The following is a 24,796-nucleotide window of genomic DNA, read 5'->3' on the forward strand; positions in this document are numbered from 1 at the left end:
GCGTGACGTCGATCGCGGATCAGCCGGACCAGAAGAAGCACAGCGAGCGCCCGTGGATCGCGGCGATCAAGGAGATCCTCGACCGCCCGCTGACGTCGTACCACATCGTGCTCGGGGCGACCGGCCTGCTGCTGGTGCTCGGCCTGATGATGGTGCTGTCGGCGTCCAGCGTGCTGTCGCTGCGCGCGAACGGGAACAGCTACACGATCTTCGTCCGGCAGCTGATCTGGGTCGGCGTCGGCCTCCCGATGGCGTACGTCGCCTCGCGGATGACGCCCCGGCACTTCCGGATGCTCGCGTACGTCGCGCTGCTCGGCTCCGTGTTCCTGCTGGTGCTCACCTACATCCCGGGTCTCGGCGTCGGCGTGAACGGCAACACCAACTGGCTGAACCTCGGCGGCCCGCTGCAGATCCAGCCGAGCGAGTTCGCCAAGCTCGCGATGGTGATGTGGTGTGCGGACCTCTATGCCCGCAAGGAGAAGCTGCTCACCCAGTGGAAGCATCTGCTGGTCCCGATGGTGCCGGTCTGCGGTCTGGTGATCGCGCTGGTCGTCGGGCAGCACGACCTCGGTACGGCGCTGGTGCTGATGGCCGTGATGATCGGCATGATCTGGATCGTCGGCGCGCCGACCCGGCTGTTCGTGGTGACAATCCTGGTGGTCGGCGCGATCGCGTCGTACTTCGTGATCACCGCGAAGCACCGGATGGACCGGGTCTCGTCGTTCATGGATCCGTTCACCGACCCGTCAGGTGTCGGCTGGCAGGCGTACCACTCGTTCTACGCGCTCTCGACCGGCGGCTGGTGGGGCGTCGGGATCGGCAACAGCCGGCAGAAGTGGGGCAACCTGCCGGAGGCGCACACCGACTTCATCTTCTCGGTCATCGGTGAGGAACTCGGCCTGGTCGGGTCGCTCACCGTGCTCGCCCTGTTCCTCACCCTGGCCTACGCCGGGGTGCGGATCGCGACCCGGAACACCGAGCCGTTCGTCCGCTACGCGGCGGCCGGGATCACCATCTGGATCATGGCGCAGACGCTGGTCAACCTCGGCGCGGTGATCGGACTGCTACCCATCGTGGGTATCCCGCTCCCGCTTTTGTCGTACGGTGGTTCCGCACTGCTGCCGACGCTGATCGCGATCGGCATGCTGCTGTCCTTCGCGAAGGCCGAGCCCGGCGCGCAGGCCGCCCTGAAAGAAACCCGGCGGCCTCGTTTCGGCTGGTTGCCTTCGCGACGTACGTCGTACCAGTGAACCCGCGGGAGCGTTGAAAGCTGTGCCCAGCATCGTTCTGGCCGGCGGCGGTAGCGCCGGCCACACCTCACCCCTGATCGCCACCGCAGACGCCCTGCGCCGGATCGACCCGACGGTCGAGATCCTCGCCCTCGGGACCGAGCGCGGCCTCGAGACCCGCGTGGTCCCCGAGGCCGGGTACCGGCTGGAGCTGATCCCGCCGGTGCCGCTGCCGCGCAAGCCGACGCCGGCGCTGTTCGCCGTCCCCGGGAAGATGCTGTCCTCGGTGAGCGCCGCCCGCCGGATCCTGGACGAGGCGAAGGCGGACGTCCTGGTCGGCTTCGGCGGCTACGTGTCCACCCCGGCGTACGTCGCCGCCTGGCGGCGGAAGACGCCGATCGTGGTGCACGAGGGCAACGCCGTCCCGGGGATCGCGAACAAGTTCGCCGCCCGGTACTGCACCGAGCACGTGAAGACGTCGTTCCCGGGCAGCGACCTGCCGCACGCCGAGTACGTCGGCCTGCCGATCCGGCGGGCGATCTCGACGCTGGACCGGACCGCGCTGCGCGCCGAGGCCCGGCGCTTCTTCGGCCTGGACCCGGACGCCCCGACGCTGTTCGTGACCGGCGGCTCGCAGGGCGCGCAGCGGATCAACGAGGCCGTCTCCGGCGCGGCCGCGGACCTGGCCGCGGCCGGGATCCAGGTGCTGCACGCGATCGGGCCGAAGAACACCCTGAAGGTGCCGCCGACGGGCGGGTACCCGTACGTCGTGCTGAACTACGTCGACCGGATGGACCTCGCCTACGCCGCTGCGGATCTGGTGGTGTGCCGCTCGGGTGCGAACACTGTCACCGAGGTGTCCGGTGTCGGCCTGCCCGCGATCTACGTTCCGCTGCCGATCGGTAACGGTGAGCAGCGGCTGAACGCGAAGCCGGTCGTGGACGTAGGGGGTGGTGTGTTGATCGACAACGCCGAGCTGACCGCGGACTGGGTGCGCGCGAACGTGCCGCAACTTCTGCTCGACCGCGAGCGTCTGACAGCCATGTCCACAGCTGCGACCGGTGTCATCCGGACCGACGCCGACGACCGATTGGCGCGGATCATCCTCGATGTGGTGGGGTCTGCTTCGTGATCGTCACCGCTCCTGACACGCTGTTACCGGCCGAGAAGCTGGGCAGGGTGCACTTCGTCGGTATCGGCGGCGCCGGCATGTCCGGCATCGCCCGGATCATGGCCTCCCGCGGGATCGAGGTGTCCGGGTCGGACGCCAAGGACGGCAAGGTGCTCGCCGCGCTCCGGGCGCTCGGCGCGACCTGCTGGGTCGGCCACGCCGCCGAGCACGTGAAGGACGCCGACACGGTGGTGGTGTCGACCGCGATCCGCGAGACCAACCCCGAGGTGGTCGCCGCCCGCGCGGCTGGGATCCCGATCCTGCCGCGGGCCGCCGCGCTCGCCTCGGTGATGGTCGGCCGCCGGACGCTGGCGGTGGCCGGCACGCACGGCAAGACCACCACCACGTCGATGCTCACGGTCGCGCTGCAGCACTGCGCCGCCGACCCGTCGTACGCGATCGGCGGCAACCTGAACGAGTCCGGGTCGAACGCGCACGACGGCACCGGCGACCTGTTCGTCGCCGAGGCGGACGAGTCGGACAAGTCCTTCCTGACCTACTCGCCCGAGGTGTCGATCGTCACGTCGGTCGAGCCGGACCACCTGGACAACTACGGCGACGAGGCCAGCTACCGCCAGGCCTTCGAGGAGTTCTGCGGCCGGGTGCTGCCCGGCGGGTTCATGGTGATCTGCCAGGACGACGCGGGCGCGCGGCAACTCGCGGCGTACGCGCGCGACCGCGGGATCGACGTCCGGACGTACGGCGAGGCCGACGACGCGGACCTGCATGTCACCGAGATCACCGCGACCGGGGCGACCCAGTCGTTCGTGCCGGTATACCGCGGCCGCAAGCTGCCAGTCGTCCGGCTGCAGCAGGCGGGCAAGCACAACGCCCTGAACGCGTCGGCGGCGCTGACCGTCGGGCTCGGGCTCGGGTTCTCCGCGGCCGACCTGGCCGAGGGCCTGGCGTCGTTCACCGGCACCGGGCGACGGTTCGAGTTCAAGGGGCTCGAGGACGGCGTCCGGGTGTTCGACTCCTACGCGCACCATCCGACCGAGCTGGCCGTCGACCTGACCGCGGCGCGCCAGGTGGCGGGGGAGGGGCGTGTGATCGCGTGCTTCCAGCCGCACCTGTTCAGCCGGACCCGGATCTTCGCGACCCAGTTCTCCGACGCGCTGGCGCTGGCCGACGAGGTCGTGGTGATGGACGTGTTCGCGGCCCGGGAGGACCCGGAGCCCGGCGTCACCGGCGCGCTGATCGCCAACCACGTGCCGCTGAAGCCCGAGCAGGTGCGGTTCGAGCCGTCCTGGTCCGCCGTGCCGCAGCTGGTCGCGGATCTCGCCGAGCCGGGCGACCTGGTGGTCACGCTGGGCGCGGGCGACGTGACGCTGATCGGCCCGGAAGTCGTTGGTTTGCTGGCCGAACGTGCTGCCACCCGCGAGTCTGCGCAGGAGACCCCCGAGCCTGTGGTGAAGTAAAAGCGTGGGGTACGTCGAATGAGCCAGAGCGTCGATCTCGCTCGGGCACAGCAGCGGTTCGCGCGCCGGCAACGGCTGGTGCGGTGGCGCAGCTGGTTGCCGTGGGCGGTCGGCGGCGGACTGGTCGTGCTGGCCGGTCTGGTCGTCTGGCTGTTCTACTTCTCCACTGCGTTCGCGGTCTCCGGGGTCCGGATCAGCGGCGCCGACACGGTGCCGGTGGCAACGATCGAGCAGGTCGCGGCCGCGCCGATCGGGACCCCGCTGGCGAAGGTCGACCTGCGGTCGATCGCGGAGCGGGTGCGCACCGTACCGGCCGTCGCGGACGCGCAAGTGACTCGGGCGTGGCCGCGCAAGATCGTGATCGTGGTCACCGAACGGGTTCCGGTCGTGGTGGTCACCGACGGCTCGCGGTACGAGTTGGTGGACGCGACCGGTACGTCGTACCGGACGGTGCCGGACCGGCCGGCCGGACTGCCGGAGGCGAAGGTGACCGGTGCGCGGCGCGACGTCACGATCCACTCGGTGGTGACGGTCTCGGCTGCGCTGCCGGACACGCTGCGGGCGCAGGTGGGGACGATCTCGGCAGCGTCGCCGGACTCGATCACCCTCAACCTCAGCTCCGGCGTGAAGGTCGTTTGGGGTAGTTCCGATGACAGTGAGCGCAAGGCCGGGGTACTGAGCGTGCTGATGAAGCGGCAGGCGAAGGTGTACGACGTCTCGGCGCCCGATCTCCCTGTCACCAAAGGCGAAAAGCGGTGACGGGACACATCCGCGGCGCGCGGCGAGGCGCGTGGATTTTGGCGCGAAGCGTCCCGTATCGTGCGGCGTAATCTAAAGTTGACATAAGTCTAAGCATCCACTTGAGGTTCAGTCTTTTCGCTGGACAACGGGAAAGCAACGAGGCGAGAGGCGCGGACGTGGCGGCACCGCAGAACTACCTGGCACTCATCAAGGTCGTCGGCATCGGCGGAGGCGGCGTGAACGCCGTCAACCGGATGATCGAGCACGGTCTGAAGGGCGTTGAGTTCATCGCCATCAACACCGACGCACAGGCGTTGCTGATGAGCGACGCGGACGTCAAGCTCGACATCGGCCGCGAGGAGACCCGCGGCCTGGGCGCCGGTGCGAACCCGGCGATCGGGCAGAAGGCCGCGGAGGACCACGCGGAGGAGATCGAGGAGGCGCTGAAGGGCGCCGACATGGTCTTCGTCACCGCCGGCGAGGGCGGCGGCACCGGCACCGGCGGCGCGCCCGTGGTGGCGCGGATCGCCCGGTCGCTCGGCGCGCTGACCATCGGTGTGGTGACCCGGCCGTTCTCGTTCGAGGGCAAGCGCCGCGCCACCCAGGCCGAGGACGGCATCAGCACCCTCCGCGAGGAGGTGGACACGCTGATCGTGATCCCGAACGACCGGCTGCTGACCATCTCCGACCGCGCCGTGTCCGTGCTGGACGCGTTCAAGCAGGCCGACCAGGTGCTGCTGCAGGGTGTGTCCGGCATCACCGACCTGATCACCACGCCCGGTCTGATCAACGTGGACTTCGCCGACGTCAAGGCGGTCATGTCGAACGCCGGCTCGGCGCTGATGGGCATCGGCTCGTCGCGCGGCGAGGACCGCGCGGTCGCGGCCGCCGAGGCGGCCATCTCGTCACCGTTGCTGGAGGCAAGTATCGAGGGCGCGCACGGCGTCCTGCTGTCGATCGCGGGCGGTTCGGACCTGGGTCTGTTCGAGATCAACGAGGCGGCGCAACTGGTGTCGGAGTCCGCGCACTCGGACGCGAACATCATCTTCGGCGCGGTCATCGACGACGCGCTCGGCGACGAGGTGCGGGTCACGGTGATCGCGGCCGGCTTCGACGGCGGGATGCCGAAGCGCCGCGAACAGGCCATGAACCAGGCCAGACCGCAGTCCACCCGCCCGACCTACTCGGTGCCGATGTCCGGCGGCTCGACCCCACCGGCCCAGCAGCCGGGCCAGCAAGCGGGCCAGCCGACCACGCCGCCGCCGGCCACCAACCAGCCCCCAGCAGGCCAGCCCACGACGAGCCAGCCCACTGCGGGTCAGCCCGGCGGGAGCCAGTTCGGCACCGGTCAGCCCGGCGCGGGCCAGTCGGGCGCGGGTCAGGCAGGGACCGGTCAGCCGGTCGGAGGCCAGCCCTCCCAGGCGGCCCCGACGCAGCCTTCACCGGCGTCACCAGCCCCCCAGGGCCAGCAGCAGGCTCCGGCGCCGTCGGCCGCCCCGGCAGACGAAACGATCCCGGTCCCGGCCCCGACGGAACCGCGCGTGGGTACGACGAACTCGGCCCGCCCCGTGCAGAACGGTCAGCAGTCCGCCCAGCCGGCCCCGCACACCCCGGCCTCGCCGTCGACCCAGCACTCCTGGCCGACGCACGGCCCCAGCAACTCCACGAGCGGAGCCGCGACCCCCAAGCCGAAGAAGCCCGAGCCCGAGGAAGACCTCGACATCCCGGACTTCCTCAAGTAGGACGCCGCACCACCCGAGCGCTCACCAGCCGTCGCGACGACGGCCGGTGAGCGCTCATGCTGTGCCGGACGACGGCTGCCGCGGCCGGTACACCGACACGACGACGCCGTACCGCGACTCACCCGCGCCGGCGTCCTCGAGCTCACCGACCATCCGGTCCAGCGTCGCACCGAGCTCCGCGGCCTGCTCGGCGGTCAGCCGCAGGTTTCGCACGGTGAACGCGGGGACGTCATCGGCCGTCTCGAGCTCGGCCGCGACCGCCTGCAGCGACACCGCATGGCTCGCCCGGGCGCCTTCGCCGACGAAGTCGAACCGTCGCACCGAACGCCGGTAGTACTGCTCGGTCCCGCCGCGCACCTGCCGGGTCTCGGCGACGTGCACCATCCCGGCGTCACGCAGCACCCCCAGATGATGGGCGACGTTGCCCTTCGCCGTGCCCAGTGCCGCGGCGAGCTGGCTGATCGTGGCCGCCTCCTGCCCGAGCGCGAACAGCAGACGGTGCCGCAAAGGGTGCCCGAGGGCCTTGAACTGCGCGGCCGTCGACACCTCCAGGTGGTCGGAGATCTCGCTCATGGCGAAAGCGTCTAAAAATCTTGACGCTTTGTCAAACCCCGTGCTTCACTCCTGCTCATGCGAACCGAAGAGATCAGGGCAGTGCTGGACCGGCTGGGCGCGTTGGTCGCCCTGCACTACGTCTTTCCCGAGACCGGCCGCGAGATCGCGGACCGGCTCGCCGCGGCGGCCGCCGAAGGGCGCTACGACGCGTTCGGGGCGCCTGAGGAGCTCGCGCAGCGCGTCACCGCCGACCTGCAGATCGGCAACCACGACAAGCATCTGCGGCTCAAGTACCACCGCGACGGGCTGCCGGACGAGACGGATCCGGTGGCGGAGGAAGCGCACTGGCGCCGCAGAGCAGAGCTCGACGCCGGCGGGATGGCCCGGGTCGAGCGGCTGGACGGCAATATCGGCCTGCTGGAGATCCGCCCGTTGCTGTATCCGCCCGAGCACGCCGCTGCGGTGATCACGGCGGCGATGACGCTGCTCGCGTCGACCGACGCGCTGGTGATCGACCTGCGCCGCTGCGTGGGCGGGTCGCCCGACCAGGTCGCCTTCGTCTGCAGCTATCTCCTCGCGTCCGACGAGCCGATCCATCTGCAGGATCTGCTGACGCCGGCCGACGGAACGATCCGGCAGTTCTGGACCGCGCCGTACGTGCCGGGTCCGCGGTACGAGGGCAGCAAGCCGATCTGGGTGCTCACCAGCTCGGCGACCTTCTCCGGCGGCGAGGAGCTGGCGTACAACCTGCAGCAGTTCGGGCGCGCGGTCGTCGTCGGTGAGCGGACGGGCGGCGGCGCGCATGCTCGGCGTGGATTCAAGCTGCACGAGCAGCTCGAGGCGACAGTGCCGGTGGTGCGGTCGGTGAACGCGGTGTCGGGGACCAACTGGGAAGGGACCGGCATCACGCCCGACGTCGACGTGCCCGCGGAGCTGGCCCTGACCGAGGCCTACCGGCGGGCGGCCGAGCACGTGATCGGGCTGCCGGCGGACAGCACGCGCAACGGTGTGACCGACGAGGCGCGGACGGTGCTGAGTCCGGCGGTCGCGGCTGGGTAATCTTCAGTCGTGTTCGGCTACGACGAGGAACTCTCCGCCGCCCGGGTCGCCTTCACCGATCGTTTCGGTGGCGCCAGCCAACCGCCGTACGGCGAACTGAACCTGGGCAGCGCCTCGGGTCCGGACGTCGAGGGCGTGACCGCCAACTTCCGGCTGGTCGCGGCGGAGTTCGGCGTGCCGGCGGAGAACGTCGTGCGGGTCAGCCAGGTGCACGGCCGTGACGTGCATGTCGTCGGACCGGACGACGAGCTGCCGATCCGGCCGATGCCGCGGGCCGACGGGCTCGTCACCACCCGCTCCGACGTCGTCCTCGCGGTTCGCGCCGCCGACTGTCTGCCGGTGCTGCTGTCCGGCGGCGGCGTGATCGGCGCCGCGCATTCCGGCCGCAAGGGAATGTACGTCGGCATCGTCGCGGCGACCGTCGACGCGATGCGGGATCTCGGTGCGTCGCGGATCACCGCCGTGCTCGGGCCGTACGCGTGCGGCAACTGCTACGAGGTTCCCGAGGAGATGCGCGCCGAGGTCGCGGAGCGGGTGCCGGCGTCGTACTCCGAGACGACCTGGGGGACGCCCGCGATCGACGTCGCCGCCGGCGTGCGCGCGCAGCTCGCCGAGCTCGGCGTCGAGGTGATCGACGCGACCGCGTGCACGATCGAATCCCCGAACCTGTACTCGTACCGCCGCGAAGGTCCCGAGAGCGGGCGGATGGCGGGACTGATCCGGAAGCTGGTCACGCGATGAGCACTCGCGCCGACGAGCTCCGGGCGAATCTGGAGCAGGTGCAGGAGCGGATCGAGAAGGCCTGTCAGGCGGCCGGGAGAAGCCGGGACGAGGTCACCCTCGTGGCGATCACCAAAACCTTCCCCATCAGCGACGTACGGGCGCTCGCGGCCCTCGGGGTGACCGACGTCGGGGAGAACCGTGAGCAGGAGCTGAAGGCGAAGGCGCCGGACTGCCCGGACCTCCGCTGGCACTTCGTCGGTCAGCTGCAGTCCAAGAAGTCCCGCTCGATCGTGCGCTACGCGTCGGCCGTGCACTCGGTCGACAGGGACTCGCTCGTCGACGCGCTGTCGAAGGCAGCCGTCGCGGAAGCGAAGACGGTGCGCTGCCTGATCCAGGTGAGCCTCGCGGCGTACGGCTCCGCGGACGCGGCGACCGGTGCGATCCGCGGCGGCGTCGAGCCGTCCGTCGTCGCCGCGCTGGCCGCGCGGATCGCGGCGGCGGAGGGTCTCGAGCTCGGGGGAGTGATGGCGGTCGCCCCGCTCGGAGCGGACCCGGACGAAGCCTTCGCCGGGCTGCGCGACGTAGCGTCGCGGCTACGCTCCGAACACCCCGGAGCGGACTGGATCTCGGCCGGGATGACCGGCGATCTGGAGGCCGCGATCAAGCACGGTGCGACACACGTCCGGCTCGGGCGCGCATTACTCGGTACGCGCACTCCGCTGGGTTAGTGTCGACATCGAGCGGGTTTTGCTTCCTGCTCACTGTTGTCGTCGAGTTGCCGTAGAACCGGATCGAGGTGCTGGAGGGCCATGAGCGGCGCGCTGCGCAAGATGGGTGTGTACCTCGGCTTGGTCGAAGACGGGGAGCGTTACAACGCCCGCTACGACGACACGTACGACGACGAGTACGACGACGAGTACGACGAAGCCGTCGACGGGGACTCCCACGAGGCCGAGCCGGCGCCCGCCGGCCGGGAGAGCCGCGAGCCGCGTGAGCATCGCGAGGATCGCCAGGACCGCACGGACCTGGGCGGCGCCACGGTCAGCAAGTTCCCAGACCGGCGCGGGGTCGCGCCGTCCCCGGAGGTTACCGAGTTGGCCCGGATCACCACCGTGCACCCGCGCAGCTACAACGAAGCGCGCGTCATCGGTGAGCACTTCCGTGACGGGACGCCCGTCATCATGAACCTGACCGAGATGGACCACGCCGACGCCAAGCGGCTGGTGGACTTCGCGGCCGGCCTGATCTTCTGCTGCCGGGGCTCGATCGAGCGGATCACCACCAAGGTGTTCCTGGTCTGCCCGCCCAACGTGACGGTGGCCGCGGAGGAGAAGGAAAAGATCGCTGCGGACGGGTTCTACAACCAGAGCTGAGGCCGGCGCTTCCGCCGTCTTCTACACTCGTTGTCGACATGGATGCTCTAGCGCTCGTCCTCATCGTTCTCTACTGGGTTCTGCTCGCCTTCTTCCTGGTGCTGGTGGCGCGGTTCGTACTCAGCCTGATCGTCATGTTCGCTCCGCAGTGGCACCCCAAGGGTCCGCTGCTGCTGTTCTTCGAGCTGATCTACTCGATCACCGATCCGTTCCTGAAGCCGCTGCGGCGGATCCTGCCCCCGATCGGGGCCGGCGGTATCCGGATCGACCTGTCGATGCTGATGCTGTTCGTCATGGTGTCGGTGGCGATGGCGATCAACTCGACGGCCCTTCGATCGTTGTGAGGGTGAGGACCGCGAAGACCGGGTAGGTAGAGCCCGGATTCCGTCATAAGACAACGAAGCGATAACGTGATCTACTGAGTCGCCAAGGCGAGGGCCACGGGGACTCCGCCAAGACACAGACAAACGAGGTGAAAGATGCCGCTGACGCCGGATGACGTCCGCTCGAAGCAATTCACGCCCGTCCGACTACGGGAGGGCTACGACGTCACAGAGGTCGACTCCTTCCTCGACGAGGTGGAGGCCGAGCTCGAGCGACTTCTCGCCGAGAACGAGGAGCTGCGGGCCAAGCTCGCGGCGGCTCAGCGTGCCGGTGCCGACCAGCAGCGGCCGGTCGACCAGACCGCCGCGCTGCCGCCCGTCGTGCAGCAGCCCAAGCCCCCGGTCGTGGTCGAGAAGCCCGAGGAGCCCAAGCCGCCGGTGGCGGTTCCGGGCGCGGCCGCGGCGGCCGGCACGGTCGGTGACGCCTCCAGCTCCGCGGTGCGGCTGCTGGAGATGGCCACCAAGCACTCCGACGACCTGGTCCAGGAGGCGAAGGACACCGCCGACAAGATCATCGGCGAGGCCCGCGCCAAGGCGGAGCGCCTGGAGAACGAGGCCCGCGGCAAGGCCGACCGGATGACCGGTGAGGCCCGCGCCCGCGCCGAGAAGCTCGACGGCGAGATCGCCGAGCGCCGCGCGCAGATGCTCGGCACCCTGGAGAAGCAGAAGGGTCAGCTCGAGCGCACGATCGACGACCTGCACGCCTACGAGCGTGAGTACCGCAGCCGCCTGAAGACCTACTTCACCGAGCAGCTGAAGGCGCTCGGCAACGGCGACGACACGCTCAGCCCGCGCAACGGCTTCCGGCCGGAGGCGCGTGCGCAGGCGCACGGTCACGGCGTCTGACAGACCTGATCGAAGAGGCGGTGCTTTCCGGCGGCACCGCCTCTTCGCCATGTCTGGCCACTTTTGACACAGGGTCTCCCGGTCATGACAGGGAGTCAGGGCCAGGCAGCAGCAACCTTCCGGCCGCTGAGCGTCTCGACATCAGCAAGCCGCAGCCGGTACGGCGCCAGCCGCAGGAGTGAGGGTGATTCCCCGGAGGGACCGTCGGGGAACACACTCCAGAAGTCGTAGCCGAGTGGTGGGGGAGCGTCCCGGTACAGCTCCCACACTCGTTGCCGGGTCGCGGTGTCCGTGACCCACTCCGCCGCGCAGTCCGCGACGGCAACCTCATGACCGGGCTCCCAGTAGCTGCAGCTCACGTACGGGCTGTGGGCCAGATGCCGCGCCTTCAGCGGCGTCGCCCGCGTGACGATCCACCCGGTGAGCTCGTCGCCGGACAGCTCCCAGATCGGGTGCAGGATGCGGCTGCGTGGTCGCTTGTCGGGGCCGACCGTCGCCACCGTGCACCACACGACTCGGTGCGCTCTGTCGAGGAACTCCTTTTGCACAACCATGGTTGTAGATTAGCCCATACACAACCAAGGTTGTATATTCTCGGGTTGTGGAATTCGATCCTGCCGACGCCGACCTGTCGCTGGCCTCGCTGTTCGCCGGCTGGGCGCTGGCCGACGAGCTGCAGCGCCGGCTCGCGGCGGAGGGTTTCGAGGACTCGCGGTTCTCCGACGGCGTGGTGTTCCAGCATCTGGTCGCCGGGCCGGTGACGATCAGCACACTCGCGGAGAAGCTGGGCGTCACCCAGCAGGCCGCCTCGAAGACGGTCGCCGACCTGTGGATCCGTCGCTACGTCAACCGTCAGCCGGACCCGTCGGACGCGCGCGCACGCCAGGTCGTGCTCACCGACCGCGGCGAGGCCATCATCGCCGCCGCCCGCAAGCACCGGGCCACCCTGGACGCCGAGCTACGAACGGCCCTGGGCGACAAGCGGGTCGAGCAGACGCGGCGACTGCTGCTCGAGGTCATCAACCACCTGGGCGTGACCCCATCCCTCCGCGCCCGCACCGTCCGCCCACCCCACTGACCACGACCACCCCATTTGCCTGGCTGACCACCACACTTGCCTGGCTGACCACCGAGATGTGGGGTTCTCCACCCGTATCAACGGTGGAGAACCCCACATTTGGCTGGTCTACCAGCCAAATGCCGGTGACGGGTCAGGCCTTGGTGAGCCAGTAGGTCAGCTGCAGGTCCTCTTCGGTGCCGGTGGCAACATCTCCTGAGCTGTCCGTGGCTTCCGACGGCGCGGACTGGTTCAGCTCGACGGCGAGGACCTCGCGGGCGATCTCCTCGGCGTGCTTGCCGAGGGCATCGCTGAGCTCGGCGTCGGTCGAGGTCACCCAGACCGTGATCCGGTCGGACACCTCGAGGCCGGCGTTCTTCCGGGCCTCCTGCAGGGTGCGGACGACCTCGCGGGCGAGGCCGGCCTGCTTCAGCTCCGGCGTCAGCTCGAGGTCGAGGGCAACGGTCTCACCCTGCTCGTTGACCACCGACCAGCCTTCCTTCGGCCGCTCGGACAGCAGCACCTCCGCCTCGGAGACCTGGACCTGCTCGCCGTCGACCACGACCGTCGCCGTCCCGGACTCCTTCAGGGCGGCGGCCAGCGCGCCGGCGTCGGCCGCGGCGATCGCGGCGGCGACCACCGGGGTCTGCTTGGCGAACCGCTTGCCGAGCTCCCGGAAGTTGCCCTTGGCGGAGAACTCGACCAGGTCCGCGCCCGCCGAGGACAGCGGCGCGACGGTGCCCACGTTGAGCTCGTCGGCGATTTCCTGCAGCAGCTCCGGCGACAGGTCCGCGATCGCGGCCGACCCGACCAGCGCCCGGGCGAGCGGCTGCCGTGTCTTCACCTTCGCCTCGGCGCGGGCCGACCGGCCGAGCTCGACGACCCGGCGGGCCATCGCCACGTGCCGCGCCAGGGTGTCGTCGACGAGCGTCTCGTCGTACGTCGGGAAGCTCGCCAGGTGCACCGACTCGGGCAAGCCGGGCGTGACCGGGCGGAGCACGTCCTGCCAGACCCGCTCGGTGACGAACGGCGTCAGCGGCGCCATCACCCGGGTCAGCACGTCGAGCGTCTCGTGCAGGGTGGCCAGCGCGCCCGCGTCACCGGACCAGAACCGGCGGCGCGAACGGCGGACGTACCAGTTCGAGAGCACGTCGACGAACGAGTTGATCAGCAGGCCGAGCCGCTGCGTGTCGAACCCGGCGTACGCCTCGTCGGTGTCGCGGACCAGCCGGTGCGTCTCGCTGACCAGCCAGCGGTCCAGCACCGAACGCTCCTCGACAGCCGGCGCGTCAGCAGGCGACCAGTCGGCCAGCCTGGCGTACAGCGCGTGGAACGCGACGGTGTTCCAGTAGGTGAGCAGCACCTTCCGGACGATCTCGTTCAGCACGTTCGGCCCGATACCGCGCGCCTTCCACGGCGACCCGGAGGCGGCCATGAACCAGCGCACCGCGTCGGCACTGTGGTCGTCCATCAGCGGGATCGGCTCGAGGATGTTGCCCAGGTGCTTGGACATCTTCCGGCCGTCCTCGGCGAGGATGTGCCCGAGGCAGACGACGTTGCGGTACGACGACTCGTCGAACACCAGCGTGCCGATCGCCATCAGCGTGTAGAACCAGCCGCGCGTCTGGTCGATCGCCTCGGAGATGAAGTCCGCCGGGTAGGTCTCCGCGAACTTCTCCTTCGAGCCCTCGACCCACGGGTAGCCCCACTGCGCGAACGGCATCGAGCCCGAGTCGTACCAGGCGTCGATGACCTCGGGCACGCGCCGCGACTCGGCGCCGCAGGTCGGGCAGTCGAAGGTGATGTCGTCGACGTACGGCCTGTGCGGGTCGCTCGCGCTCAGGTCGCGGCCGGCCAGCTCGCCGAGCTCGGCCAGCGACCCGACGCACACCTGGTGGTCCTCGTCGCAGCGCCAGATCGGCAGCGGTGTACCCCAGTAGCGGGACCGGGAGACGGCCCAGTCGATGTTGTTGCGCAGCCAGTCGCCGTACCGGCCCCACTTGACCGACTCCGGGAACCAGTTGGTCTTCTCGTTCTCGCGGAGCAGCGCGTCCTTCACCTGCGTGGTGCGGATGTACCAGGACGGGAGTGCGTAGTACATGACCGGGGTGTGGCAGCGCCAGCAGTGCGGGTACGGGTGCTCGTACGGCACGTGCTTGAAGAGCAGGCCACGGTCCTTGAGGTCCTTCACCAGGTCCTCGTCGGCCTTCTTGAAGAACTGCCCGCCGACCAGCGGCACGTCGGCGTCGAAGTGACCGGTGGTGTCCACCGGCTTCACCACCGGCAGGTTGTACGCGCGGGACACCAGCAGGTCGTCCGCACCGAACGCGGGGGACTGGTGCACCAGACCCGTGCCGTCCTCGGTGGTCACGTACTCCGCGAGGACGACGTAGTGCGCCTCCTCCTCGAACGGCACCAGCTCGAAAGGCCGCTGGTAAGTCCAGCGCTCCATGTCGTGGCCGGCGTACTCGCCGGTCACCGTCCAGCCCTCACCGAGCCGGTCCAGCAGCGGCTTCGCGACGACCAGCGACTCGGTGCCGTCGGTGGCGACGACGTACTCGACGTCCGGGTGCACGGCGACCGCGGTGTTCGACACCAGCGTCCAGGGCGTGGTCGTCCAGACCAGCAACGACGCCTGGCCGGCCAGCGGACCCGAGGTGAGCGGGAACCGGACGTACACCGACGGGTCGACCACGGTCTCGTACCCCTGCGCGAGCTCGTGGTCGGACAGGCCGGTGCCGCAGCGCGGACAGTACGGCGTGATCCGGTAGTCCTCGACCAGCAGGCCCTTCTCGTGGACCTGCTTCAGGGACCACCAGACCGACTGGACGTACTCCGGGTCCATCGTCTTGTACGGGTGCTCGAGGTCCACCCAGTAGCCCATCCGGACGGTGAGCTCGTTGAAAGCGTCGACGTGCCGCAGCACGGACTCGCGGCACTTCGCGTTGAACTCGGCGATGCCGTACGCCTCGATGTCGGGCTTGCCGTTGAAGCCGAGCTCCTTCTCGACCGCGACCTCGACCGGGAGGCCGTGGCAGTCCCAGCCGGCCTTGCGCTCGACCCAGAAGCCCTTCATGGTCCGGTAGCGCGGGAACACGTCCTTGAAGACGCGGGCCTCGATGTGGTGGGTGCCGGGCATGCCGTTCGCGGTCGGCGGACCTTCGTAGAACGTCCACGGCGTGCCGCCGGCGGACTGCTCGAGGCTCTTGGCGAAGGTGTCCTGCTCCTCCCAGAGCGTGAGCACCTCGCGCTCGAGCGCGGGGAAGTCGACCTGGGCGGGAACCTGCCGCCAGGGGGTGTTTGCCGCCATTGTCTGCGTCCTTCGTCGCGTCCTGCTGTGCTGGACGAGGGACGAAGCACCCGGACCGAGCCGGCTACCGCGCGGTACCACCCTCCTTGGCAACCTTGTGCGGGTTGCCCACTTCCTTAACGAGACGCTGCCGGTTCTAATAGGTCCCTACGGACTGTTCTTCCGGCGGCTCCGAGGTGATGGCCTCATCACTGCCTTGCGCTTCGCGGTCCTCAGTGTACGGCGTCGTACCAGGTGGCTACGAATCGTTAATCGGTGGTGCGGTAGGAATTCGAGGATGAGAATTCTGTTGCGGGTCCGGCCGGGGGCCTCCAGGACCGCGGTCGGTGGCCGGTACGACGGTCCGTCCGGGCCGGCGCTGGTGGTCGCGGTGGCAGCCCGTGCGGTGGAAGGACAGGCGACGAAGGCTGTCCTGGGGGCGGTCGCGGCGGAGTTCGGCGTACGGCGTTCCGCGGTGACCCTGGTGCGTGGGGCGACCAGCAGGGACAAGCTGGTCGAGGTGGAGGGGGAGGAGAACGACATCCGGGCGCGGCTCGAGCTGCTGCTCGGTTGACCTGGGATTGTTACGGACAGTGACGTCCGCAATGCGGTTGTGACGCGCAGAACATCGAGCGGGCTTGAAGAACCGACTACCGTATGTCCACGGTCTGCGCGTCAGACTGGCACGTGATGTGCGCGTGGCCTACTGTCTTGCGACCAGTCCGCTTCAGTCTCCGACTAAGGCAGGGGGTAGCCGCCATGGCTACATCGGCACGGAAGAAGTCCGCCCCCCAACGTTCTGCCGCGGCCAAGAAGAGCGCCCCGGCATCCGGCGAGCCGAAGAAGACGACGACGGCCCGCAAGGCACCGGCGAAGAAGACCTCGCCGGCCGCCAAGACTTCCGCGAAGCAGGCGGCGACCGCCACCGGTTCCGCGGCCAAGAAGGCTCCGGCCAAGAAGACCCCTGCCAGGAAAGCGACAACGAAGAGGGTGGCCATGAAGACGAACGAGAACAGGACTCCGGCGACGGCGCCGGGGAAGTCCGCAGCCCACACGGCCGAGACCTTCAAGGTCAAGCCGGGTGAGGACCCGTGGACCGCTGCCGAGCTGGCCGAGCTGCGGGCGGAGCTGGAGGGTGAGGTCGAGCACCTCAAGCAGGAGATCCGGGACGCCGAGCAGGAGATCGCGGGCCTGTTCCGGGACGGCAGCGACGGCGCCGGCAACGACCAGGCGGACGTCGGCTCCACCACCCTCGAGCGGTACCACGAGCTGACCCTGGCCAACAACGCCAGGGACATGCTGAACCAGATCGAGTTCGCGCTGACCCGGATCGACGACGGCACGTACGGCGTCTGCGAGAACTGCGGCAACGCGATCGGCAAGGGTCGGCTGCAGGCGTTCCCGCGTGCGACACTGTGCGTCTCATGCAAAGAACGCCAGGAACGCCGCTGAACGACCCTGCCTCGTCTCACCAGGTGGGGGACGAAGACACACCGGAACCGGCCGACACCGCGTCGGCCGGTTCTCCGTCGTCCGACGACGCTGTCGCGGACGGCGGCGGTGGGACGACCCCCGGTAACCGGTCGTGGAAGTGGACCGTGGTGTTCGCCGGCGTCGGGCTGCTGATCCTCTTCCTGGATCAGCTGACCAAGGCGCTGGCGCTGGCGCACCTGACGCCGGGGGAGCCGGTGAACGTAATCGGTTCGCTGCTCAAGTTCAACCTGATCCGGAACTCGGGTGCCGCGTTCAGCCTCGGTTCCGGCTACACGCCGTACATCAGCGTCATCCAGATCACGGTCGCGCTCGGCGTCGTCTACCTGTCCCGCCGGCTCGGTTCGGCGGGCTGGGCGGTCGCGTTCGGGCTGCTGTTCGGCGGCGCGGTCGGGAACATCCTGGACCGGATCTTCCGCGAGCCGTCGCCGTTCCACGGGCACGTGGTCGACTTCCTGCAGACCCCGCACTGGGCGATCTTCAACGTCGCGGACATGGCGGTCACGTCGGCGGCCGTCCTGCTGGTGATCCAGACGCTGCGCGGGATCCGGCTCGACGGTACCCGGGAGCAGCGGAAGTGAGCTCCCGGACCGTGATGGTGCCGGACGGTCTCGCGGGGGAGCGACTGGACGCGGCCCTGTCCCGCCTGTTCGGCGTGTCCCGGACGAAGGCGGCCGAGCTGATCGAGTCCGGGCTGGTCCAGGTCGACGGCGTACCGGCGCCGAAGTCGTCCCGGGTCGCGGCCGGCGTCCTGCTCGACGTCGAGCTGCCGCCGCCGCCGTCCGAGGTGACCGTCGTCCCGGAGACCGTGGACAACCTGCGGATCGTGTACGACGACGACGAGATCGTCGTCGTGGACAAGCCGGTCGGGGTCGCCGCGCACCCGTCGCCCGGGTGGACCGGCCCGACCGTGATCGGGCACCTGGCCGGCGCCGGGTTCAGCATCTCGACCAGCGGCGCCGCCGAGCGCAAGGGCATCGTGCACCGGCTGGACGTCGGGACGTCCGGACTGATGGTGGTCGCGAAGACCGAGTACGCGTACACGGTCCTCAAGCGCGCCTTCAAGGAGCGCACGGTCAAGAAGATCTACCACGCGCTCGTGCAGGGCCATCCCGACCCGTTCACCGGGACCGTCGACGCGCCGATCGACCGGCACCCGCACCACGACTACAAGTTCGGTGTGGTGGCCGGCGGCAAGCCGAGCGTCACGCACTACGAGACCCTCGAGGCGTTCCGGTACGCGACGCTGCTGGAGATCACCCTCGAGACCGGCCGCACCCACCAGATCCGCGTCCACATGTCCGCGATCGGCCACCCGTGCTGCGGCGACCTCACGTACGGCGCCGACCCGATCCTCGCCGAACGCCTCGGCCTCACCCGCCAATGGCTGCACGCGATGCGCCTCGGCTTCACCCACCCCGGCACCGGCGAGTACGTCGAGTTCACCTCGGAGTACCCCGAAGACCTCGACCACGCCCTGGACCTCCTCGTCGACTGAGATCCGGGCCTACGCTGAGGTCATGGACGGATCTCGCCCCGGGGGGACGGGGCGTTGGCGGCTGCCGGCCGAGGTGACGAGCTTCGTCGGGCGACGGCGTGAGCTCGCCGACACGAGGCGGCTGTTGTCGAGCAGCCGGCTGCTGACACTGACCGGGGTGGCCGGGGTCGGCAAGACGCGCCTGGCGGTGCGGATGGCCGCCGAGGTACGGCGTACCTTAGACGACGGGGTCTGGTTCGTCGAGCTGGACGCGCTGCGGGACCCGGCCCTGCTCGGCCATACGCTGGCCGAGGCGCTCGACCTGATCCAGGTGTCGGCGAGCCCGGAGACGGATGTCGCGGAGTTCCTCGAGGACAAGCACGTGCTGCTGGTGCTCGACAACTGTGAGCACGTGGTCGAGCAGTGCGCCGTGCTCGTGAGCAAGTTGCTGGCGATCGCACCCGGTCTCCAGGTCCTGGCGACCAGCCGGCACGTCCTCGGGGCCGAGGGCGAGCAGATCCTGACGGTGGCGCCGTTGCCGACGCCGTCTGCCGAGTCCGCGGACCCCGATCGGTACGAGGCGCTGGTGCTGTTCGCCGACCGGGTTCGGGCGGTGATGCCCGGCTTCGTCGTCGACGACTCGAACCGGGACCAGGTGATCGAGGTCTGCCGGCGGCTGGACGGCGTACCGCTCGCGATCGAGCTCGCCGCGGTCTGGATGCGTACGCTGACGTTGCCGCAGATCGTCGAGCGACTGGCGGACCGGGTCCGGCTGCTGCTGGGCGGCGGGGCCACGGATCCGTTGTACCCGCAGGCGCTGGAGGCCGCGATCGGCTGGAGCTACGACCTGTGTTCTCCCGGCGAGCGGCTGCTCTGGGAGCGGCTGTCGGTCTTCGCCGGCGGGTTCGACCTGACCGGTGCGGAGGAGGTCTGCTGGGGCGACGGCATCGAACGCGACGAGGTGCTCGGTCTGGTCGCCGGTCTGGTGAACAAGTCGATCATCACCCGGACGGCGGCGTCCTCGCCGGTGGTCGCGGGCTACGACATGCTGATGACCATCTCGCAGTTCGGCGCGACCCGGCTGGGTGACCGGACCCGCACGTACCGGTTCCGGCACCGCGACTACTATCGGGCGCTGACCGCCCAGTGGGCGACCGACTCGTTCGGTCCGCGGCAGGCCGAGCTGTTCCTGCGGACGCGGCGCGAGCACCACAACCTCCGGACGGCCATCGACTTCTGCCTGGCCGAGCCGGGGGAGGAACCGGTCGCACTCGAGCTCGCGGCGCCGATCTGGACGTTCTGGTTCGCGGGCCTGCTGCGCGAGGGGCTGCGCTATCTCACCCGGGCACTCGACGCCGCGCCGGCGCCGACGCCGAGCCGCGCTCTCGGACTCCTGGCCGGCTGCCAGCTCGCGATGTTCCTCGGCGAGGCGGAACTGTTCGCGCGCTGGCTCGCCGAGTGCGCGGAACTCGCCGAGCGGTACGACGACGACCGGCTGCGGGCCGGGGTTGCCGAGGTGTCGGCGCACGCGATGATCTACGAGGGGCGGGAGGCCGCCGCCGTCGGCGAGCTGGAGCGGGCGCTCGCCGGGTTCCGCGCGGGCGGGGACCGGCACGGTGAGTTCAACTGCCTCTACCTGTTGTCGCTGGCAACTTTCTTCCTGGACGACCCCAGGGTCGACGAGTTCAGCCGCCGGGCGTACGAGCTCGCCGAATCGCGGGGCGCCGTCCAGTCGCGTGCGTACGCGCTCTGGGTGCTCGGCGTCGTGCAGTCGCGCGACCACGACCAGTTCGAGTCGGCGACCCTGCGCTTCCGTGAGGCGATCAGGTCGTTGCGGCCGCTGAACGACCGGACCGGGATCGGGTTCTGCGTCCAAGCGCTGTCCTGGTGCGCGGGGGCGGCGGCGCCGGACGAGCGCGCCGCACGACTGATGGGAGCGGCACGGGCGGTCTGGCGCAGTGGCGTCGTGGTCCGGGAGACGACGCCGTACAGCCGGCTCGACGACCTGACCGCGGAGCGGATCCGCGCGGCGATCGGTGCGCCCGCGTTCGGCGCGGCCTTCGCGCGCGGAGCGGCGTACACCTTCGACGAGACCGTCGCACTCGCGCTGGGCGAGGACGACGGACCGGACCGGCGTGGAACCCGACGGAACGGCCGGCGGCTGACGCGGCGTGAGCACGAGGTCGCCGTGCTGATCGGCGAGGGGCTGAGCAACCGCGAGATCGCCGACCGGCTGACCGTCTCCCGGCGCACCGCCGAGACCCACGTCGAACACATCCTCGGCAAGCTCGGCTTCACCTCCCGCAGCCAGGTCGCGCACTGGGTCGCGGACCACCCACCTACGTAGTCAACATCCGTATCCGTACCGATGCGCGGGGTCGCCGGTCGCGCGACGCTTGGATCAAGCGTTGTGTGCCACAACGTGGCCGTGGGTCCCCTCCCCGCGGCAGGCCGCCTGGATCCCTCCACCCGGGCCGGCCGCAGGTGGACCTGGCGCCCCGAGACCCCGGGCGGTGCCAGGTCCGCCGTTGTCCGCGCCGCGAACTGGTGTGCTCGTGGTCTGATCCACGACCGGATAGCGGGCGCGGCGCGAGCACGCCGGTGAGCCGGTTCAGAACTGTCCACGGGCCCGCATAGGCTGTACCGGTCCACCTGAATCGCGCCCTGGGAGGTCTGCGTCGATATGGCGTCCAGCGACAGTTTCGTGCATCTCCACGTGCACACGGAGTACTCGATGCTGGACGGCGCCGCGCGGATCGACGAGTTGTTCAAGACCGCCCAGGAGATGGGCATGCCGGCGATCGCGACCACCGACCACGGGTACGTGTTCGGCGCCTACGAGTTCTGGCGGACCGCGAAGAAGTACGACGTCAAGCCGATCATCGGCGTCGAGGCGTACCTGACGCCGCACACCCACCGCTCGGAGCGCAAGCGGGTCAAGTGGGGCGACGCGAACTCCGGCCGCGACGACGTCTCCGGCTCGGGTGCCTACACCCACATGACGCTGCTGGCGAAGAACACCTCCGGCATGCACAACCTGTTCAAGATGAGCTCGCTGGCCAGCCTCGAGGGCTATTACTTCAAGCCCCGGATGGACCGCGAGCTGCTGAACACCTACGGCCAGGGCCTGATCGCGACCACCGGGTGCCCGTCCGGCGAGGTGCAGACCCGCCTCCGCCTCGGGCAGTACAAGGAGGCCGTCGAGGCCGCCGCGGAGTTCCGCGACATCTTCGGCAAGGAGAACTACTACTGCGAGCTGATGGACCACGGCCTCGGCATCGAGCGGGACATCCAGAAGGATCTGCTCAAGCTGGCCCGTGAGCTCGACCTGCCGCTGGTCGCGACCAACGACCTGCACTACACCAAGCCCGAGGACTCCCAGGCGCACGCCGCGCTGCTGTGCGTCCAGTCCGGCTCGACGCTGTCCGACCCGAACCGGTTCAAGTTCGACGCCAACGAGTTCTACGTCAAGACCGCGGCCGAGATGCGCGAGGTGTGGAAGGAGCTGCCGGAGGCGTGTGACAACACGCTGCTGATCGCCGAGCAGTGCGACGTCAGTTTCACCGAGGGCGAGGGCCGGTTCATGCCGCGCTTCCCCTGCCCCGACGGCCACAACGAGGAGTCCTGGTTCGTCGCCGAGGTCGAGACCGGTCTGCACCACCGCTACCCGGGCGGCATCCCGGACCACGTCCGCAAGCAGGCGGAGTACGAGATCGAGGTCATCGTCTCGAAGGGGTATGCCGGCTACTTCCTGGTGGTCGCGGACTTCATCAACTGGGCCAAGAAGAACGGCATCCGGGTCGGCCCCGGCCGTGGTTCGGGTGCGGGCTCGATGTGCGCGTACGCGATGAAGATCACCGACCTGGACCCGCTCCAGCACGGCCTGATCTTCGAGCGGTTCCTGAACCCGGAGCGGATGTCGATGCCCGACTTCGACGTCGACTTCGACGACCGTCGCCGCCCCGAGGTGATCCGCTACGTCACCGAGAAGTACGGCGACGACCGGGTCGCGATGATCGTCACCTACGGCACGATCAAGGCCAAGCAGGCGATCAAGGACGCCGGCCGGGTGCTGGACTACCCGTTCGCGATGGGCGACCGGATCACCAAGGCGATGCCGCCGTCGGTGATGGGCAAGGACATCCCGCTGTCGGGCATCTTCGACTCGACCCACAAGCGGTACTCCGAGGCCGCCGAGTTCCGCTCGCTGTACGAGTCCGATCAAGACGTCCGCAAGATCGTCGACACCGCCCGCGGCCTGGAGAACCTGAAGCGCCAGTGGGGTGTGCACGCGGCCGGCGTGATCATGTCCAGCGAGCCGCTGATCGAGCTGATCCCGATCATGCGCCGCGAGCAGGACGGCCAGGTCATCACCCAGTTCGACTACCCGAGCTGCGAGACGCTCGGCCTGGTCAAGATGGACTTCCTGGGCCTGCGGAACCTGACGATCATGGACGACGCGGTCAAGAACGTCGAGGCCAGCCGCGGCATCACGCTCGACCTCGACGAGCTGGCCAAGTCCCTCGACGACAAACCGACGTACGACCTGCTCGCCCGCGGTGACACGCTCGGCGTGTTCCAGTTCGACGGCGGCCCGATGCGGGCGCTGCTGCGGCTGATGCGGCCGGACAACTTCGAGGACATCTCCGCGGTCGGCGCGCTCTACCGCCCCGGCCCGATGGGCGCGAACAGCCACACCAACTACGCCCTCCGCAAGAACAAGCAGCAGGAGATCAGCTACCCGCACGACGAGCTCGCCGTCGCGCTGGAGCCGATCCTGGGCACGACATACGGCCTGATCGTGTATCAGGAGCAGGTGATGGCGATCGCCCAGCAGCTCGCGGGCTACACGCTCGGCAAGGCGGACCTGCTCCGCCGGGCGATGGGCAAGAAGAAGCGCGAGGTCCTCGACGCGGAGTACGTCGGCTTCTCCGAGGGCATGAAGGCGAACGGCTTCTCCGAGGCGTCGATCAAGGCGCTGTGGGACGTGCTGGTCCCGTTCTCGGACTACGCGTTCAACAAGGCGCACTCGGCGGCCTACGGTCTGGTCTCGTACTGGACGGCGTACCTGAAGGCCAACTACCCGGCGGAGTACATGGCCGCGGTCCTGACGTCGGTGAAGGACGACAAGGACAAGATGGCCATCTACCTGAACGAGTGCCGCCGGATGGGCATCAAGGTGCTGCCGCCGGATGTCAACGAGTCCGACTCGAACTTCACCCCGGTCGGCACCGACATCCGCTTCGGCCTGTCGGCGATCCGCAACGTCGGCGTGAACGTGGTCGCCGAGATCGTCGCGGCCCGCGAGGAGAAGGGCCGGTTCACCGACTTCGTCGACTTCATCGACAAGGTGCCGCTGCCGGTCTGCAACAAGCGCGTGATCGAGTCGCTGGCCAAGGCCGGCTCGTTCGACTCGATGAGCCACGCCCGGCGCGCGGTCGTCGCGGTGCACGAGCAGGCCGTCGACGAGGCCATCGACCTCAAGCGGAACGAGGCGCACGGCCAGTTCGACCTGTTCTCGATGGGTGACGACGACGCCGACGAGGGCGAGGGCAACAGCCGCCTGACCGTCACGGTCCCCGAGATCGAGGAGTGGGACAAGGCGACCAAGCTGGCGCACGAGCGCGACATGCTCGGGCTGTACGTCTCCGACCATCCGCTGTTCGGTGTCGAGCACGTGCTCACCAACGGCAGCGATTGCACGATCGGGCAGTTGCTCGCCGACGAGGACCGGCCGGACGGCAGCCGGGTGACGATCGGCGGCCTGGTCACCGCGGTCCAGCGGAAGGTGAACAAGCGCGGCGACATCTACGCGATCGTCACCATCGAGGACCTCGAAGGTTCGATCGAGGTGATGATGTTCTCCTCGGCGTACCAGCTGCACGCGCATCTGCTCACCAACGACGCGATCATCTTGATGAAGGGCCGGGTGCGCCGCCGCGAGGACCGGCTCGAGCTGAGCGGCGACGAGGTCGTCGTCCCGGATCTGACCGAAGGCCCGAGCGGCCCCGTCGTCCTGACCATGCCGGTCAACCGCTGCACCCCGCCGGTCGTCGATCAACTGCGCGACATCCTGACCTCGCACCCCGGCATGACAGAGGTTCACCTGCGCCTGCAGGCACGCCAGAAGACCACCGTCATGCGCATCGGCGACCGCTTCCGGGTGACCCCCACCTCGTCGCTGATGGCCGACCTGAAGGCGCTCCTGGGTCCCTCCTGCCTGGCCAGCTGAACGATTGTGG

At 69.3% G+C, this 24,796-nt stretch carries 20 protein-coding genes and 1 pseudogene; 18 read left to right on the forward strand and 3 right to left on the reverse strand.

What is annotated here, in order from left to right; genetic code table 11:
• Positions 1 to 2 precede the first annotated feature (2 nt).
• The 5 genes and pseudogenes from ftsW to ftsZ form a co-directional block, all read left to right on the forward strand.
• A complete protein-coding gene (gene ftsW / locus ABZX12_RS04980) occupies positions 3 to 1,250 on the forward strand; it encodes a putative lipid II flippase FtsW (protein WP_355689925.1) in 1,248 nt (415 codons plus the stop codon).
• A gap of 22 nt (positions 1,251 to 1,272) precedes the next feature.
• Positions 1,273 to 2,361 carry an undecaprenyldiphospho-muramoylpentapeptide beta-N-acetylglucosaminyltransferase gene (gene murG, locus ABZX12_RS04985; RefSeq protein WP_355689927.1) on the forward strand — a complete coding sequence of 363 codons (1,089 nt, stop codon included), beginning with the start codon at positions 1,273 to 1,275 and terminating at the stop codon, positions 2,359 to 2,361.
• The gene (gene murC / locus ABZX12_RS04990; RefSeq protein WP_355689929.1) at positions 2,358 to 3,818 is read left to right on the forward strand and encodes a UDP-N-acetylmuramate--L-alanine ligase; all 1,461 of its coding nucleotides are present in this window, start codon (positions 2,358 to 2,360) and stop codon (positions 3,816 to 3,818) included. Before murG ends, murC begins: the two co-directional genes overlap by 4 nt.
• Positions 3,819 to 3,836: 18 nt before the next feature.
• Positions 3,837 to 4,577 carry an FtsQ-type POTRA domain-containing protein gene (locus ABZX12_RS04995; RefSeq protein WP_355689931.1) on the forward strand — a complete coding sequence of 247 codons (741 nt, stop codon included), beginning with the start codon at positions 3,837 to 3,839 and terminating at the stop codon, positions 4,575 to 4,577.
• Between the two features lie 101 nt (positions 4,578 to 4,678).
• A pseudogene (gene ftsZ, locus ABZX12_RS05000) lies at positions 4,679 to 5,704 on the forward strand (cell division protein FtsZ); the annotation flags it as partial.
• A 651-nt stretch (positions 5,705 to 6,355) separates the two neighbouring features.
• On the opposite strand, the gene ABZX12_RS05005 reads toward ftsZ, so the two are convergent.
• Entirely contained in the window at positions 6,356 to 6,874 is a 519-nt protein-coding gene (locus tag ABZX12_RS05005; RefSeq protein ID WP_355689932.1) for an ArsR family transcriptional regulator, read from the reverse strand.
• 57 nt (positions 6,875 to 6,931) lie between these two features.
• Here ABZX12_RS05005 and ABZX12_RS05010 point away from each other — a divergent pair, with 57 nt between their 5' ends.
• The 6 genes from ABZX12_RS05010 to ABZX12_RS05035 all read left to right on the forward strand — a co-directional run bounded on the left by ABZX12_RS05010 (position 6,932) and on the right by ABZX12_RS05035 (position 11,240).
• Complete coding sequence (locus ABZX12_RS05010; RefSeq protein ID WP_355689934.1) at positions 6,932 to 7,915, forward strand: S41 family peptidase; 984 nt, start codon at positions 6,932 to 6,934, stop codon at positions 7,913 to 7,915.
• 9 nt (positions 7,916 to 7,924) lie between these two features.
• Positions 7,925 to 8,656, forward strand: coding sequence for a peptidoglycan editing factor PgeF (pgeF, locus tag ABZX12_RS05015; RefSeq protein WP_355689936.1), 732 nt, complete (start codon positions 7,925 to 7,927; stop codon positions 8,654 to 8,656).
• The gene (locus ABZX12_RS05020; RefSeq protein WP_355689938.1) at positions 8,653 to 9,366 is read left to right on the forward strand and encodes a YggS family pyridoxal phosphate-dependent enzyme; all 714 of its coding nucleotides are present in this window, start codon (positions 8,653 to 8,655) and stop codon (positions 9,364 to 9,366) included. The genes pgeF and ABZX12_RS05020 overlap by 4 nt, the downstream gene beginning before the upstream one ends.
• A gap of 81 nt (positions 9,367 to 9,447) precedes the next feature.
• Entirely contained in the window at positions 9,448 to 10,011 is a 564-nt protein-coding gene (sepF, locus tag ABZX12_RS05025) for a cell division protein SepF (RefSeq protein ID WP_355689939.1), read from the forward strand.
• A 38-nt stretch (positions 10,012 to 10,049) separates the two neighbouring features.
• The gene (locus ABZX12_RS05030) at positions 10,050 to 10,355 is read left to right on the forward strand and encodes a YggT family protein (RefSeq protein ID WP_130379857.1); all 306 of its coding nucleotides are present in this window, start codon (positions 10,050 to 10,052) and stop codon (positions 10,353 to 10,355) included.
• Between the two features lie 135 nt (positions 10,356 to 10,490).
• Positions 10,491 to 11,240 (forward strand): DivIVA domain-containing protein, encoded by a 750-nt coding sequence (locus tag ABZX12_RS05035; RefSeq protein ID WP_355480080.1) that lies wholly within the window; start codon positions 10,491 to 10,493, stop codon positions 11,238 to 11,240.
• Positions 11,241 to 11,335: 95 nt separating this feature from the next.
• Here ABZX12_RS05035 and ABZX12_RS05040 read toward each other — a convergent pair whose 3' ends face one another.
• Positions 11,336 to 11,794 carry a pyridoxamine 5'-phosphate oxidase family protein gene (locus ABZX12_RS05040; RefSeq protein ID WP_355689941.1) on the reverse strand — a complete coding sequence of 153 codons (459 nt, stop codon included), beginning with the start codon at positions 11,792 to 11,794 and terminating at the stop codon, positions 11,336 to 11,338.
• Positions 11,795 to 11,841: 47 nt separating this feature from the next.
• On the opposite strand from ABZX12_RS05040, the gene ABZX12_RS05045 reads away from it, so the two are divergent.
• Complete coding sequence (locus tag ABZX12_RS05045; protein ID WP_355689943.1) at positions 11,842 to 12,318, forward strand: MarR family winged helix-turn-helix transcriptional regulator; 477 nt, start codon at positions 11,842 to 11,844, stop codon at positions 12,316 to 12,318.
• A gap of 133 nt (positions 12,319 to 12,451) precedes the next feature.
• Here the strand turns inward: ABZX12_RS05045 and ileS are convergent, their stop codons facing one another.
• Positions 12,452 to 15,607, reverse strand: coding sequence for an isoleucine--tRNA ligase (ileS, locus tag ABZX12_RS05050; RefSeq protein WP_355689944.1), 3,156 nt, complete (start codon positions 15,605 to 15,607; stop codon positions 12,452 to 12,454).
• Between the two features lie 277 nt (positions 15,608 to 15,884).
• On the opposite strand from ileS, the gene ABZX12_RS05055 reads away from it, so the two are divergent.
• From ABZX12_RS05055 to dnaE, 6 genes are all read left to right on the forward strand, one after another.
• Positions 15,885 to 16,160, forward strand: coding sequence for a DUF167 domain-containing protein (locus tag ABZX12_RS05055; protein WP_355689946.1), 276 nt, complete (start codon positions 15,885 to 15,887; stop codon positions 16,158 to 16,160).
• 185 nt (positions 16,161 to 16,345) lie between these two features.
• Complete coding sequence (locus ABZX12_RS05060; protein ID WP_355689948.1) at positions 16,346 to 17,038, forward strand: TraR/DksA C4-type zinc finger protein; 693 nt, start codon at positions 16,346 to 16,348, stop codon at positions 17,036 to 17,038.
• A 23-nt stretch (positions 17,039 to 17,061) separates the two neighbouring features.
• A complete protein-coding gene (lspA, locus tag ABZX12_RS05065) occupies positions 17,062 to 17,658 on the forward strand; it encodes a signal peptidase II (RefSeq protein ID WP_355689950.1) in 597 nt (198 codons plus the stop codon).
• Between the two features lie 14 nt (positions 17,659 to 17,672).
• Entirely contained in the window at positions 17,673 to 18,575 is a 903-nt protein-coding gene (locus ABZX12_RS05070; protein WP_355691303.1) for an RluA family pseudouridine synthase, read from the forward strand.
• Positions 18,576 to 18,597: 22 nt separating this feature from the next.
• On the forward strand, positions 18,598 to 20,901 hold the full coding sequence (locus tag ABZX12_RS05075) for a LuxR C-terminal-related transcriptional regulator (RefSeq protein WP_355689952.1): 2,304 nt from the start codon (positions 18,598 to 18,600) through the stop codon (positions 20,899 to 20,901).
• Positions 20,902 to 21,237: 336 nt separating this feature from the next.
• The gene (dnaE, locus tag ABZX12_RS05080; protein ID WP_355689954.1) at positions 21,238 to 24,786 is read left to right on the forward strand and encodes a DNA polymerase III subunit alpha; all 3,549 of its coding nucleotides are present in this window, start codon (positions 21,238 to 21,240) and stop codon (positions 24,784 to 24,786) included.
• Positions 24,787 to 24,796 lie beyond the last annotated feature (10 nt).

The sequence above is a fragment of the Kribbella sp. NPDC003505 genome (assembly GCF_040610875.1).
GTDB lineage: Bacteria > Actinomycetota > Actinomycetes > Propionibacteriales > Kribbellaceae > Kribbella.